Here is a 14,485-nt window from a genome sequence, read left to right on the forward strand (position 1 = left end):
TTTGTTTGCCGCCCGGCGCTTGCGCAGGGCGCACGGCCGGATCCTCCAGCGAGGGTTATCGATCTCTACTTGTATGACAACCCTTCAACACGGCAACCATACTCTTTCTCTTGACGCGGCACAAGCGACTTGAGATCGTCGCGCGCATGAAGAGCGAGGCACTGACTTCGCCTCGGGTAGGGAGCGAGAATGCCGGACTACATCATCGTTGGCGGCGGCTCGGCCGGCTGCGTGCTTGCCGCGAGACTGAGCGAGGATCCAGGCCTGTCGGTCGTCCTGATCGAGGCTGGGCCGCCCGACACCGACCGTTACATCCACATGCCGGTCGGCTTCTTCAAGATGACGTCCGGCCCGCTGATCTGGGGCTATGACGCGGCGCCCGGCAAGGAGATCGATGGCCGTGTCATGGTCTACCCGCAGGCACGGGTGCTGGGCGGCGGCTCGTCCATTAATGCCCAGGTGTTCACGCGAGGCTGCCCGCAGGACTATGACGGCTGGGCGGCCGACTTCGGCTGCGCCGGATGGAACTACGCCGATGTGCTGCCCTATTTCGTCAGGTCCGAGGGCAACGACACCTTTGCCGGTCCGCAGCACGGCATTGAGGGCCCGCTCGGCGTCTCCAGCGGCGCGCCGCATCCGCTGACCCGGATCTTCGTCAAGGCGGCGCAGCAGGCCGGCCTGCCCTTCCGAGCCGACTTCAATGCCGGCGAGCAGGAAGGCGCCGGCTTCTACCAGACGACCACGCGCAACGGTAGGCGCTCGAGCACGGCGGTCGCCTATCTCAAGCCCGCCCTGGCGCGCCCGAACCTGAGCTTGCGCACCGACGCCACGGTCAGCCGCGTCGTCGTCGAGAACGGCCGCGCCGTCGGCGTCGAGATCGTGGCCACCGACCGCACCGATCTGATGCGCGCCGAACGCGAGGTGATCGTCACGTCCGGCGCCATCGGCTCGCCGAAACTCCTGATGCTGTCCGGCATCGGCCCGGCCGCGCATCTCGGCCAGCACGGCATCAAGGTGGTGCACGATCTCGCCGGCGTCGGCCAGAACCTGCACGACCACATGGATGTCGACGTCGTCGCCGAACTCAACGGGCCGCACGGCATCGACCGCTACAAGAAGAAGCGCTGGCAGGCCGTTGCCGGTCTCGAATACGCGCTGTTCGGCAAGGGACCGGTGGCTTCCAACATCGTCGAGGCCGGCGGTTTCTGGTGGGGCGACCGCGCCGAGAGGACGCCGGACATCCAGTTCCATTTCCTGCCCGGCGCCGGCGTCGAGGAAGGCATCGGCTCGGTTCCCGGCGGCAACGGCTGCACGCTGAACTCCTACCATGTGCGGCCGCGTTCGCGCGGCAGTGTGGCGCTGCGCTCGGCGGATCTGCGCGATGCGCCGATTATCGACGCCAATCCTTTCGCCGAGCGCTACGACCTCGAACGCGCCGTCGACGGCATCGAGATCAGCCGCGAGATCCTGTCGCAACCGGCCTTCGCCAAATACATCAGCCGCGAGCATCTGCCGGGAGCGGCGACGAAGGGCCGCGCGGCGCTCGAAGCCTTTGCCCGTCAGCATGGCCGCAGCGCCTATCATCCGGTCGGCACCTGCCGCATGGGCGGCGATGCCGACAGCGTCGTCGATCCCGAGCTGCGTGTGCGCGGTCTTGCCGGCCTGCGCGTCTGCGACAGCTCTGTGATGCCGCGCATCGTCTCTTCCAACTCCAACGCAGCGGTGATCATGATCGCCGAGAAGGCGGCGGATATGATCACCGGCAAGACCACAGCGGCATAGCTCACTCGCTCTCGAACATCTCGCGCGGCGGGAAGTCGGCGCGGCTGTAGTCGACGACGATGAACTTGCCGCCCTGGTAGCGCTCGACGACCGGGTTGTCGGTCACCTTGCCGTGCACACGTTCGGCCTGGCTGTCGGAACTGTCGAGCGGCGTCCAGCCGATCTTCAGCCTTGCGTCCTTTCGCCAGAAGCCACGACTATTGTTGGACTGGCCCCAGATGACCGAGCAATCGACGCGCTCCGCCGCAGCGCAGCGGTCGATCAGGCGCACGAAATCGTCATGCGATATCCAGGTAGAGAGGATCCGCTCGTCGGGCACCTCCGGCAGGACGGAACCGATGCGGATCAGCACGCTTTCAACGGCATGCTTGTCGAAATAGAGCCGCGCCAGCATCTCGCCATAAGCCTTTGACAGGCCGTAATAGCCGTCGGGCCGCAAGAGGCAATCCTGGTCGAGGATCTGCGTGCGTTCGTAGAGGCCGACCGCATGAACGGAGGACGGAAACACGACACGCGCTTTCTCCCGGCGTGCCGCTTCGTAGATGTGGTAGGCGCCGCGAAAATTCGGGCCGAGCACGGTCTCGAAGGATTGCTCGGTGGAGATGCCGCCGAAATGCAGGATCAGCCCACAGCCCTCGGCCATTTCGTTCACCGCCTGCTGGTCCTCGAGATCGGCTGTCGTGAAGCTCGCTCTGTCCGGCAGCCGGATCGGCAAGGGCGCGATATCGGTGAGCCGCAAGGTCCAGCCCAACGCCGCCAGCCTGCCCGAGAGCAGCCGTCCGATAGTGCCGGATGCCCCGGTCAACAACACAGGTTTGGTGGGTACCATCAGCCCGCCCTTTCTTAGCCACCGCTCCGATGTTCGTGCGTGCCTGCCAAGGCGAGCGAAGATCGCCTGCGGCTAACCGCTGAAGTCATCATATCACCAGACAAATTATGGCTTGCCTGCAAACGCGGTTGGTTTATTGCTTGGAGATGATGGAACGTTCCTTTGGCCTTCCCCCGCAGATCAGCCGCACCGCGCAGGTTGCCGACTGGTTTGCGCGCGAAATACGTGCCGGTCACTTGACGAGCGGCGAGAAACTGCCGACCGAGCAGGAGCTTATCGCGCAATTCGGCGTCAGCCGCACGGTGATCCGCGAAGCCATGGCCTCGCTGCGCTCGGAAGGGCTTGTCGTCAGCCGCCAGGGTGCGGGCGTGTTCGTCGCCGATCATCAGGCCGCCACCACCTTCCGCATCATCTCCGACGAGCTCACCTCGCTGACCCAAGTGCAGAACGTGCTGCAGCTTCGGCTTGCGGTGGAACAGGAAGCCGCCGGCATCGCCGCCGAGAAGCGCAGCGACGACGATCTTGCCCGCATGCGCGACTGCCTCGATGCCATCGACGCCTCGATCGCGGCGGGCGAGAGCGCCATCGAGCCGGATTTCGCCTTCCACCGGGCGATCGCGTCCGCCACCGGCAACCCCTATTTCGAACGCTTCATGCATTTCCTCGGACCCGTCATCATTCCGCGCCAGCTGATGCGCCCGCGCGACGAAACGCCGGAGCAGCGGCGGCTGTATCTGGAGCAGGTCCAGACGGAGCACCGCCGCATCTACCAGGCCATCGAGCGGCAGAATGTCGAAGCCGCCCGCTTCACCTTGCGCGAGCATCTGGAGGCGGGCCGCGAGCGCTATCGCCGCATGGTCGACGGTCCGGCAAGGCGGTAACACAGGATCCATCGGACCTAAGCCATCTCGGCCATCGGCATCTTGCAGGCCTGCATGAGGGCGGCGAGCTGGCGTTCCTCATCCGCCGTCAGATCGAGCAGCGGCGAGCGGACCGGTCCGCAGTCGATGCCGGCAATGCGCGCGCCAGCCTTGACGATCGCCACCGCATAGCCGGCGCGCCGGTTGCGGATGGCGAGATAGGGCAGGAAGAACGAGCGGATGAGATCGTCGACCTCGGCCTTGCGGCCGGCCCGCAGGGCGTTGAAGAAACGCAGCGCAACCTCGGGCGCGAAGTTGTAGATGGCCGAGGAATAGGTTGTCATGCCGATCGCGGCCGCCGCGCTGGCATGGACCTCCGCCGTCGGCATGCCGCCGATGAAGACCAGCCGATCGCCCATGCGATAGCGCGTGGCGGTGAGCAGCTCGATGTCGCCGACACCGTCCTTGAAGCCTATCAAGTTAGGGCAATCCTGCGCCACACGCTCCAGCGTCTCGGGCGCCAGGATGGCATTGTCCCGATTGTAGGCGATGACGCCGATACCCACCGAACGGCAGATGGCGGTGAGATGGCGGCGCAGGCCCTCCTGCTCGGACTTGACCAGATAGGGCGGCAGCACCAAAAGGCCGTCGGCGCCATTGGCCTCGGCCGCCTTGGCGAACTCTACCGCCATATGCGTGCCATAGCCGACGCCGGCGAGCAGCGGTAGGGTCTTGGGCACTTCGTGCGAGGCCGAGCGCACGACGCGTTCGTACTCCTCGAGCGTCAGCGAGAAGAACTCGCCAGTCCCGCCGGCGGCGAAAAGCCCGCTCGCTCCGGCAGCGCCCTGGGCTGCGACATGGGCGCGGTAGCCGTCTTCGTTGAAGGCGCCGTTCTTGTCGAAAAAAGTTAGCGGGAACGACAGCAGTCCGCGGCCAAGGGATTTCATCAGTTCGGTCGGAGAGAAGGTCAAAGCGAGTGCTCCATGCGAGGGCCGGTGGATGGGGTCGAGCCGGCTGGGATTGTTCTAGCGGTGCCTTGTCGGCGGCTCATACGAAGCCCGGCCGCACTTGCGCCGCGGCGGCATCGATCGCCCTTGCGGCCGAGGCCCGACTTGACGATGCGGATCAGTTCCTCCTCGCTGGTGTCGGCCGTCGAGGCGTCGAGCGCGATCTCGCCCGAATGCAGAAAGTTGATGCGGTCGCAGACCTCGAAGATCTGGTTGTAGTTGTGCACGATCAGGATAACCGAGACCCAGCGCTGCTGGCGCAGGTTCTGGATCAGGCCCAAGACATGCGCGCTCTCGCGCACGCCGAGCGCGGCCAACGGTTCGTCGAGCACCAGGATTTTTGGCGACGAATAGATCGAGCGGGCAACCGCGATGCACTGGCGCTGACCGCCGGACAGAAGGTCGACAGTGCTGTTGACAGAGGGGATCGAGATGCCCAACGTGTCGAGATAAAGCTGCGCCTGCTCGCGCATCTTCCCGTTATCGAGCAGGTTCAGTCCGAGCACGCGCTTGCGGTATTCGCGTCCCAGGAACATGTTGTGGAAGACGCTGAGGTCGCCGATCAGCGCCAGATCCTGGTAGACGGTCTCGATGCCTTGCGCGCGGGCGTCGCGCGGCGAGGCGAAACGCACTTCCTTGCCCTGCGAGACGATCGTGCCTGTGTCGGGCTGGTGGAAGCCGGACAAGATCTTGATCAGCGTCGATTTACCGGCGCCGTTGTCGCCGACCAGGGCCAGCACCTCGCCCTGGCGCAGCCTGATCGAGACGTCGACCAGCGCGGTGACGGCGCCAAAACTCTTGGAGATGTTGGTCATCTCCAGCACGACAGGCGCATCGGGCGCCAGCGGCGGAATAGTTTGTGTGTTCATACGCGCCTCCGTGTGCGCAGCCGGTCGACCTGGATCGAGAGGATCATGGCGGCGATGATGGCCGCCCCGAGATAGATGTCGGAGACCGTCGCCTGGGCGCCGATCATAACCAGGCCGTTGTTGAGCGAGGCGACGACGAAGGCGCCGATTAGCGCGCCGATCACGGTGCCCGAGCCGCCCAGCAGCGACGTGCCACCGATGACCGCCGCCGCAATCGCCTGCAACGTCAGGAACGGACTGCCGGCCTGCGGGTCGGCCGAGGTGAATTGCGCCGTGTTGATGATGCCGGCAAAGGCGGCGCAGCCGCCGGCGATCATGAAATTGTAGATCTTCATGCGGTCGGTGCGCACGCCGATCTCGCGCGCGCCGATGATATTGCTTCCGGTCGCAATCGTGTGCAGGCCGAAGGTGGTGCGGTTGAGCACCAGGGCCAGCACCAGCACGACCAGCACCGCCCACAGGAACGGCGTGAAAGCGGTGACGCCGTGCCAGGACAGAAGCGCATCCGTTGGCTGGTAGAGGCTCTGGCCGAAGATCGCGTTGAAAGGCTGCTCGACCGGCGCCACGATCGGCTGGCTGTTGTAGATCGACACCACGATGCCTTGCAGGAAGAACAGCGTGCCGACCGTGGTGATCAACGAGGGCACCTTGAAGCGCACGGTGATGATGCCGTTGATGGCGCCGACGAGGATGCCGATCAGCACGCCGATCACCGCACCGACGGCCAAAGGCACGCCGTAGGTCACCGACAGCAGCGCCATGACATAGGGAGCGATGGAGAAGATGGCGCTGAGCGACAGGTCGATCTCGCCGGTGATCATCAGCATGACTTCGGCCGCGGCGATCAAGCCCAGCCGGCCGGTGTCGCGCAGCACCACGCTCATGAACGAGGGCGACAGGAAACCTCCGTCGCTGCCGAGCTGGAAATAGATCACCAGCACGATGGCGACAACGGCGATGCTGGCCTCGCGGTAGCGCGACAACAGGATGAGCAGTTGCTCCCGCATTGTCCGGGGGACCTTGACGCCAACGGCGTTCTTCTTCGCTGGCTGTATAGCGGTGGGCGGCAAGCTTGTCTTCCTGGTTTCAATGCGAGGCAAGTTGATCGGCGGCGGGCTGTCCGTCCGCAGCCGATCGCTCGCCGTCCCATCGCGCGATAAGGCCGCGAGCGGGTGCAGGCTGCGTAAAGGCTCAGGTCGGCTCGGCGTCGCTGCGGCCCTCGAATCGCGTCTTGCCGACATAGGCGTCGACATTGTCCTTGGTCACATAGGCCTGGCTGGTGTCGCTGTTGGCAGGGCCGACGAGGCCACCGGAGAGCTTGTAGAGATACATCTGCTGCACCGGCAGGAAGCCCTGCAGATAGGCCTGCTGGTCGGTGGTGAAGTTGACGTCGCCGGATTTGATGAAGTCCAGCGTCTGCGGGAACAGGTCGAAGCCGGCGACCGCGCCGCCGTTCTTGACCAGCCCATATTTGTTAGAGATGAAGCCGCAGGCATAGGTGTCGGAGCCGCCGGTGCCGAACATGCCGTTCACGTTCTTGTGGCTGAGATAATAGCTTTCGACGCGCGAGATTTCCGTTGCCGGATCCGGGCCGGTGTTGACGACATCGTAAGTGACGCCGCTGTTAGAGTCCTTGATCGCCTGGATGTAGCCATCGAGGCGCGGCTGCGTGTTGAGCGAGCCAGGCACGCCGATCGACAGCATGACGTGGCCGCCCTTGGGGATCAGCTTCAGCCATTTCAGCGCCGAATTATAGCCCGACTGGTAGAGCGGCTGGCCGACATAGGAGAGCCGCTTGTTGGGGCTGCCGACCGGCACGTCGGCATTGAAGGCGACCACCGGGATGCCGGCCTGAGCCGCGATTTCGGTGGGGGCGTCGAAAGCCGTCGGATCGACCAGGCACACCGCGATGCCGTCCGACTTCTGCGCGATCGCCGTCTGCATGGCACTGACCATTTCGGAGACGACGTTCTTCTGCGAACCCGTCCACTGGTAGCTGCAACCGAAGGCGGCGCAGGCGTCCTGAATGCCATAGACAGTCGGCGTGAAAAACTGGTCCAGCGTCACATGGCAGACGAAATGGAATTTGTACGGCTTCTTCGGCAGGCCAGCCGATGAATCAGCTGCTTTTGCCGCGCTGATGCCGCCGATAAGACCCGCGCCTGCCAGCCCGCCAGCCAGGCCAGCCGCGCCCAGGCCGAGCTTGCCGGCTAGCGCGAAGGCGCCGCGCCGGCTGATCGCGGCGTTCGCCATGTGGTTCCTCGTCTCGTCGTCCATTGTTTCCTCCCTTTTCGTGGCTTACCTGCTTGTGTGTCATGTGGTTACATTGTTATATGACAAGTTAGGTGTCAATGGCCTTTCGATGTGGCCCGATGGCGGGCTTTCGGGCCCAATCGCCGCGGGAAGCCGGCCCGGACAAAAGCAGGGATCAAGGGAAGCAAAAAAATGGCTGGAATCGAGTTCAGGGCCGTTGCGAAGAACGGGCTAGAGGTGACGACGATCGGGCTCGGCGGCACGGGGCTCGGCAACATGTATCGCGCCGTCGATACGAATGCCGCGGTCAACACCGTGCACGCGGCCTATGACAGTGGCATTCGTTATTTCGACACCGCCCCTGTCTACGGTTTCGGTGTCAGCGAGACGCGGTTGGGCCTTGCGATCCAATCGCTATCCCGCGCCGACATCGTCATCTCATCCAAGATCGGTTACGACCTCGTGCCGATCCCGCCCGAGGAGCTGAAGCCCGCGCTGTGGGATCAGCCCGGCTCTTTCCGCGCCGAGTTCGACTTTTCGCGCGATGCCGTGATGCGTTCGCTCGAAGGCACGCTGAAGCGGCTCGGCACCGACTATGTCGACATGGTCTCGATCCACGATCCGGACGAGGCGATCCATTTCGGCCCCGGCGAAGATCCTTATGCGAGGAGCCGTTTTCGCGAAGCCATGGACGGCGCTTATCCGGCTCTCGACGAGCTACGATCGCAGGGCGTCATCAAGGCGGTCGGCGTCGGCATCAACCAGTGGCAGATGCTGTCGGATTTCGTCGTCGCAGGGGAATTCGACTATTTCCTGCTCGCCGGCCGCTACACGCTGCTCGAGCAGGAGCCGCTGGCGACTTTGCTGCCGCTCTGCGAGCAGCGCGGCACCAGGATCATCATCGGTGGACCGTATAATTCCGGCATCCTTGCGACGGGCGCGGTCAAGGGCGCGACCTTCAACACCCGGCCGGCGCCCGAACCGGTGCTGGAGCGCGTGCGCCGCATCGAGGCGGTCTGCGCCCGCCACGACGTTTCATTGCCGGCGGCGGCGCTACAGTTCCCACTCGGCCATCCGTTGGTGTCGAGCGTCATTCCCGGCGCCCGGTCGGCGGATGAGCTCGAGCAGAACCTGGCCTATCTGCGCGAGGACATCCCATCCAGCTTGTGGACCGACCTCAGAGACAGCGGATTGATTGCGCAGGGCGCCCCCCTCCCATGACCGACGAGGGTTGATGCGCATTCACTGTCCAGCTGTAAATCTCAAATGGAGTGCGGAACTGTCGATCTCCGCCCGCGGATCGAATGACCGCTTTCGGCGGAGATCAATGCGGTGCGCATGGGTTTGAATGAGGGGCGCAAAGCGGACACGCCTTTACGCACGCCGTTCTACGCCATAGCGCTCTCGCCATTCGAAAGCACTTTACTTGATCCGGGATGTGGGCGCAGATCGCGTCTGCCAGATCGGAGATGGAGATTCTCAGTCGAATAGGAGTCAGATATGGACAAGAGGGCAATTCATAGGGCAGCGAAAGCGCCGCTATTGCCGCCGTTTTCCCCCTACTCCCACTCCATTGTTTACAACCACCCTATGTTATTGAGTTTACATAATATCTATATGCGGCACTTCACGGTTTACCGTCAATTTTACCGTAAAAAAGGAGCGCTTTTGAAATCGCTGCATAAATGTACTGCGGTGCGCTGAATGCATGTGTGCGGCTCGATTGTCTCCAAGACCGTACGTCATCGCATCGGCGTGATCCCTTTGTGGATGTGCTCACGCGGACTTTATTTTACGCGAACCATCTCAGGCCCATCCTGTTGGCGAAACCTTTGATAAATAACAAAATGGTACCCGGATAGCAAAGAAAATCAGGGTTTAGCGGATTATAGCCCAACCCATATCCCTCGTATGATCTCGTATAGTCTGGTGAACCGAAGAACACTGAAAGTGACCCTTAGCTGGAGAAATCGACTGTTTAGCGCGGGCGCCCTGACGCCAACGCGGGCTCGTTTTTTGGGTTTGCCGCATACCCTGAAAGGTTGTTGGCTGCGGTCTCATTGGGCCTGCCTCCCCTGTGAATGACGAACATGGGCCGACAGCGGTCTGACGGTTTTAGCGGAGGTGTCAGTAGCTGCCGCTTGCGAACGTGAGCGTTAGGCGTTCTAGTACCCCGCGCAGCTCGAAAGCGCTCGAGGCCCACCATGCTGGAGGCGAAGACGAATCATCGATTTGGCGGAGTGTAGGGAACCGAGTTTTCGATGATTGCAAGAACTACCGGGCACTATTGCGCGTGGCGAAATGCGGCCCATGCCGCTTGCCTCCCAAAAGAGGCTTCGCGACAGGATCGCGCACCGGCCGACAGAACGACGGCTTTCAGGATGTCAGGGTTTCGCGCTGGACCGCTATGATGCGGCGCGAAGCGGACCTTCATTAAATGACTAGTAGTCTAAAATCAGGGCAATGCTGCCGTTTGCGCTCCGAAAGACGCCCAAGCTTCGCGCCAATCAGGTGGCGACGGGTTTATCCCGAGCATACCCAGAGCCGATGAGCCCAAATCTCCTCTGCGGCCTCAGGCCAATCGGTTGGCGGCGGTCGGGCCCGCTGTGCTTCGGGCGACGATTATACATCATCCGCACTGCTGAGGCGATCTTGCGTTCGGGGCTCTCGACGATTTCAAACGGCGGAGAAAGATTCGTGTGTATTGTATTTAAGCTAAGTTGAAGTTTTCAAGATTCTGTGCCCAGATGCCCAAATAGGGCGTCTCTAGGAGGGCAGTGGGATGATCCGAAAGTTCGCCGCACTTACCGCTATTGTTGTGACTTCAAGCTGTAGCAACGTGCCTGCCTTCGATTTGACAGCGGCCGGGCCAAAGGATGCCCCTGCCGGACCGAAAATAGCAGCTCTGATTGCCAATCTGAAATGCGAACTATACCAAGCGGCAAATGACGACTCTCATGTGATCCCTAGATATTTTAATGATCCCGGATTGGCGCGGCGTGAGGACAATGCTGTAGTATCTACAGACCGCCGCTTTACCTTGAAGAACCTGTTTCAGGAAATCGAATATGTCGGGGAGGCACAGTTGCAGCTCGACGCAACCTCAACTGTCGGCTCAAGCCCGTCCACTAAATTTGTCAATCTAGGTGCCATATCCACGCCTCTCACCTTATCGGCCGATGGGTCATTGTCCGAGGGTTCGCACCGAGTCCTGACACTGTTTTCATCCATGGATTTTGAACGTCTTGTGCGGTCTCCACCCCACAAGGACTTGCTCGATACCGAAGGCCCCGCTGCCCATTTCGCTTATGGCGCGGAGAAGCCGTCGGTCCCCTGCGGCGAAGGCAGGGAACTAGGTGGCACACTCGGAATACAAGAGATGCTCATGTACTATTTTATGACCGCCGATATGAACGACATTTCCGTTTGGCCCACTAAGACCCCGAGTGGGACGCCAAAAATTGCCAATTCGGATCTGAAATATTCCATCGGTCAAATTCAGACGATAGTCGATTTCACCATTACATCTGGCGTAAAGGGTGGCCCTAGCTGGGTTATAGATCGATTCACCGGTCCCAATAGCAGCGATGGCTTACTTAACTATAAGCGCATTGCCAAAGACCAACTGACGTTAACCTTCATTCCGATTTGCATACGGCAAAAATACAAAGCCTTAAACAAAGGGCCTCGCTTCGAATACGATCCAGAATTGGTTGATGGAACCCCCCGTTGGGCAAATTACCTTCCACCCTGTACAACCGCAGCAGCGGACAAGGCTGGTGCGGTGGCTCAGGCACACACTCTCAATATCCTGCGAACAAGCCCGCTTTTGCTTCCTCAGTAGCAGGAAACCCAAAGGCCTGCAGTTTCGCATGCGTCCTGCGCTCCCCAAAAGGCCCTCAGCCATCTAGCTGGCTGCTGAACGCGCTTTTCCTGGGCATGTCCGCGGCGGGGGCCTCTGTTATTGTCGGGGCGATTGCGGCCCCAAGGCTTCTTACAACATCCCAAGCTGCTCGGCGGGTCCTAGCGACCCGCGGCCTGTCGCAGCGGACCACGCGTGCTCGCAACGTGAGGGTATCATCCTTGACCTGAGACCCTGAAGCTCCTGCAGTTTTTGGTAGAGTTCGTCCCGCTCAAGGAGACGGACGAATGAAGCGTTCACGGTTCACGGAAGAACAAGTCATCGCGATTTTGAAGGAGCAAGAGGCGGGAATGAAGACCGCCGATGTCTGCCGCAAGCACGGGATCTCGGAAGCGACCTTCTACAAATACAAGGCCAAGTTCGGTGGCATGGACGTTTCCGACGCCCGCAAGCTGAAGGCTTTGGAGGAGGAGAACGCCAAACTGAAGAAGCTGCTGGCCGAGCAGATGCTGGACAATGCCATCCTGAAGGATGTCGCCGCAAAAAAATGGTGACGCCCGATGCCAAGCGATGCGCTGTGGCCCACGCCTGCGAGCGGCATGGGGTGAGCCAGCGTCGGGCGTGCAAGGCACTTTTCGTCGATCGCTCGAGTGTTCGCTACACAAGCATCCGGCCGGACGATGCCGTCGTCCGAGCGGCGATGAAGACGGTGGCTGCCGAGCGCCGCCGCTTTGGCTACCGGCGCATCCACATCATGCTTGAACGGCAAGGGATCGTGATGAACCAGAAGAAGCTGCGGCGGCTTTATCGGGAGGAGAAGCTCCAGGTCCGCAAGCGTGGCGGCCGCAAGCGGGCCTTGGGAACGAGAAGGCCGATGATCGCGCCGGGCCGGATGAACGAGCGCTGGAGCCTGGATTTCGTCAGCGATGCCTTCACGGACGGACGACGGTTCCGGGTTCTGGCCGTCGTCGACGACTTCACGCGGGAATGCCTGGCGCTGGTCGCGGATACGTCGCTGTCGGGCGCCCGCGTCGCTCGGGAACTGGACGCCATCATCGCCCGCCGCGGCAGGTCCTGCACGATCGTCTCGGACAACGGCACCGAGCTGACGTCGATGGCGATCCTCAAATGGTGCCAGGAGAGCGGCGTCGAATGGCACTACATCGCACCCGGAAAGCCGATGCAGACGGATGTTGTAGAATAGCCCCTTCTTCTCATTCGGCGGCTTTTTCCACAGCGTTTTGCCTGTTCGGTCGCGTCCGCCATCGGGAAGTCGCTGCTGCATAGGCAGCTTCCGCCTTCTCTATTCGGGATCGTTCTTCGGCGCGCTTGGCCGGGATGTTGTAGTCGAAGGCGGTGCCGCGTCTGGCATGGCTGGTCGGAAGGCCGGCACGCAGCTCGACCGATCTAAACTTGCGGGCGAGCAAGGCCGGCCGGGCCCAGATGTAGTCGGTATTCTTGCTCAGCATGTGCCAGATGATCATTGCAAGCTTGCGCGCGGTGGCGACGGCCGCGATGTGCTTTCCGCGGCGCGAGGCGATGCGCTTGTAGAAGGCGCGTAGAGGTCCTGGCGATCGCACAGCCGCCCATGCCGCCTCGACCAGCATCCCCCGCGCATGGCCGCGGCCCTGCTTTGTGATGCGCCCGTGATAGGCTGGCCCCTCACCAGACTGCCGCACGCTCGGATTGAGGCCAAGATAGGCGACGAGCTTCTGTGGATCGCTGAAGCGCCGTATGTCTCCGATTGCCGCGGCAACGCTCGCAGCCACCGTGACGTCGAGGCCGGGCAACGTCATCAAGCGGCGGATTGTCGGATCCTGGAGCGCATGCACCGCGATATCCGCCTCGACTACCGTCAAAGCCTCGTTGATCTGGTTAATCAAGCCGAGGTGGCGCTGGATGGCAGTGCGCTCATCCGCAGGCAATATTTGCCTCGTCAGCCATTTGCGCCCGCTGATCCCGACAAGGTTCCCATGCGGACAAGGCGGGATCAGGTGGGCGTGGAGGATGGACTGGATCAGGTTCTTCAGCCGTGAACGCTGGCGAACCAGCTGTGTCCGCCTGGTGACCTGTCTTCGGAGGGCAAGGGTCCCCGGATCCGGAACCCAGACCTCCGGCAGAAAGCCCGAGGCGTAGAGCTTCGCAAGGACTGTGGCGTCGATCGTGTCAGTCTTCACCTTTGCGTGCGCGATCATGTGCACCTGCTTGGGATTGGCGATCACGACCCGATCCACGTAGGGCGATAGCACCTCGGCGACGGCCGCGGCATTGCCGGTCGCCTCGATCACCACGTGGTCGTCATGGGTGAGTTCCTTCTTGGCGAACACTTCGAGCTTATCGCGCAGCATTTGAACGCGGCCGAGCTTGACGATCTTGCCGTCAAGCAACGACACGACCTCGGCGGCTACGCGGTGTATGTCCATGCCGATAATACGCACGGTTCCCTCCATCGTTGGTCACGAACAGGGAGCCAGCGGGCAACACGACAAATACGGATCCGCGCTCGCAGCGCATCCGGGCGAGTCGTAGGGGCGGCCAGATAACGTGCTCGAACTCGCAGTTCATCTGCATACGACGGCCTGCCCGCACTTGCGTGCTCCCGGTGCCCCGTGGCCCGGATGCGCCAAGCTTAACGAAACCTGACGACCGAACAAACGATGGCACCGAGAACAACATGCCGGATAACGGATTCGTGGAGAGTTTCAACGGCCGATTTCGCGACGAATGCTTGAACGAAACGCTGTTCTCCACCCTCGCGCAAGCGCGGGCAGCAATCGATCTATGGAAGGAGGACTACAACCGCAACAGACCACACTCAGCCCTGGGCAACATCACGCCCATCGAATTCGCCATAAAAATGGCGCTGGAAAAACAGGCCGCATGAGGCCAGAAATGAAGCGCCGGACTCTCCATTGAAATGGAGGGAACAAGGGTCTCAGGTCAGTGTTCACCGGATGAGTACGGATCGGCGCCCAAAAAGGGCGCCTAACAAGCCCGCGATGGCGTTTGCGCCCCGCTCCTAT

Annotated in this window: 10 protein-coding genes and 2 pseudogenes; 6 read left to right on the top strand and 6 right to left on the bottom strand. The window is 61.9% G+C overall.

Going from position 1 to position 14,485, the window contains the following annotated elements; genetic code table 11:
- Positions 1-189 precede the first annotated feature (189 nt).
- On the top strand, positions 190-1,782 hold the full coding sequence (locus tag O7A05_RS05870) for a GMC family oxidoreductase (RefSeq protein WP_337092048.1): 1,593 nt from the start codon (positions 190-192) through the stop codon (positions 1,780-1,782).
- A 1-nt stretch (position 1,783) separates the two neighbouring features.
- Here O7A05_RS05870 and O7A05_RS05875 read toward each other — a convergent pair whose 3' ends face one another.
- Entirely contained in the window at positions 1,784-2,611 is an 828-nt protein-coding gene (locus O7A05_RS05875) for an NAD-dependent epimerase/dehydratase family protein (RefSeq protein ID WP_337092049.1), read from the bottom strand.
- 149 nt (positions 2,612-2,760) lie between these two features.
- Between O7A05_RS05875 and O7A05_RS05880 the strand changes: the two genes are divergently transcribed.
- Positions 2,761-3,492: a FadR/GntR family transcriptional regulator gene (locus O7A05_RS05880; RefSeq protein ID WP_337092050.1), complete on the top strand. Its 732-nt coding sequence runs from the start codon at positions 2,761-2,763 to the stop codon at positions 3,490-3,492.
- Positions 3,493-3,509: 17 nt separating this feature from the next.
- Here O7A05_RS05880 and kdgD read toward each other — a convergent pair whose 3' ends face one another.
- From kdgD to O7A05_RS05900, 4 genes are all read right to left on the bottom strand, one after another.
- A complete protein-coding gene (gene kdgD / locus O7A05_RS05885) occupies positions 3,510-4,442 on the bottom strand; it encodes a 5-dehydro-4-deoxyglucarate dehydratase (protein WP_337092051.1) in 933 nt (310 codons plus the stop codon).
- A complete protein-coding gene (locus O7A05_RS05890) occupies positions 4,439-5,347 on the bottom strand; it encodes an ATP-binding cassette domain-containing protein (RefSeq protein ID WP_337092052.1) in 909 nt (302 codons plus the stop codon). The genes kdgD and O7A05_RS05890 overlap by 4 nt, the downstream gene beginning before the upstream one ends.
- The gene (locus O7A05_RS05895; protein ID WP_337092053.1) at positions 5,344-6,417 is read right to left on the bottom strand and encodes an ABC transporter permease; all 1,074 of its coding nucleotides are present in this window, start codon (positions 6,415-6,417) and stop codon (positions 5,344-5,346) included. Before O7A05_RS05895 ends, O7A05_RS05890 begins: the two co-directional genes overlap by 4 nt.
- A 121-nt stretch (positions 6,418-6,538) precedes the next feature.
- Positions 6,539-7,624 (bottom strand): sugar ABC transporter substrate-binding protein, encoded by a 1,086-nt coding sequence (locus tag O7A05_RS05900; RefSeq protein WP_337092054.1) that lies wholly within the window; start codon positions 7,622-7,624, stop codon positions 6,539-6,541.
- A 168-nt stretch (positions 7,625-7,792) separates the two neighbouring features.
- On the opposite strand from O7A05_RS05900, the gene O7A05_RS05905 reads away from it, so the two are divergent.
- From O7A05_RS05905 to O7A05_RS05915, 3 genes and pseudogenes are all read left to right on the top strand, one after another.
- On the top strand, positions 7,793-8,821 hold the full coding sequence (locus O7A05_RS05905) for an aldo/keto reductase (RefSeq protein WP_337092055.1): 1,029 nt from the start codon (positions 7,793-7,795) through the stop codon (positions 8,819-8,821).
- Between the two features lie 1,561 nt (positions 8,822-10,382).
- Positions 10,383-11,444, top strand: a complete 1,062-nt coding sequence (locus O7A05_RS05910) for a hypothetical protein (protein ID WP_337092056.1) — start codon at positions 10,383-10,385, stop codon at positions 11,442-11,444.
- Positions 11,445-11,749: 305 nt separating this feature from the next.
- Positions 11,750-12,663: pseudogene (locus tag O7A05_RS05915) on the top strand (IS3 family transposase); the annotation flags it as partial.
- Positions 12,664-12,676: 13 nt separating this feature from the next.
- On the opposite strand, the gene O7A05_RS05920 reads toward O7A05_RS05915, so the two are convergent.
- A complete protein-coding gene (locus O7A05_RS05920; protein ID WP_337092424.1) occupies positions 12,677-13,885 on the bottom strand; it encodes an IS110 family RNA-guided transposase in 1,209 nt (402 codons plus the stop codon).
- Positions 13,886-14,145: 260 nt separating this feature from the next.
- On the opposite strand from O7A05_RS05920, the pseudogene O7A05_RS05925 reads away from it, so the two are divergent.
- Positions 14,146-14,346 (top strand): annotated as a pseudogene (locus O7A05_RS05925) (integrase core domain-containing protein); the annotation flags it as partial.
- Positions 14,347-14,485: the final 139 nt, after the last annotated feature.

The sequence above is a fragment of the Mesorhizobium argentiipisi (SeqCode) genome (genome assembly GCF_037179585.1).
Lineage (GTDB): Bacteria > Pseudomonadota > Alphaproteobacteria > Rhizobiales > Rhizobiaceae > Mesorhizobium > Mesorhizobium argentiipisi.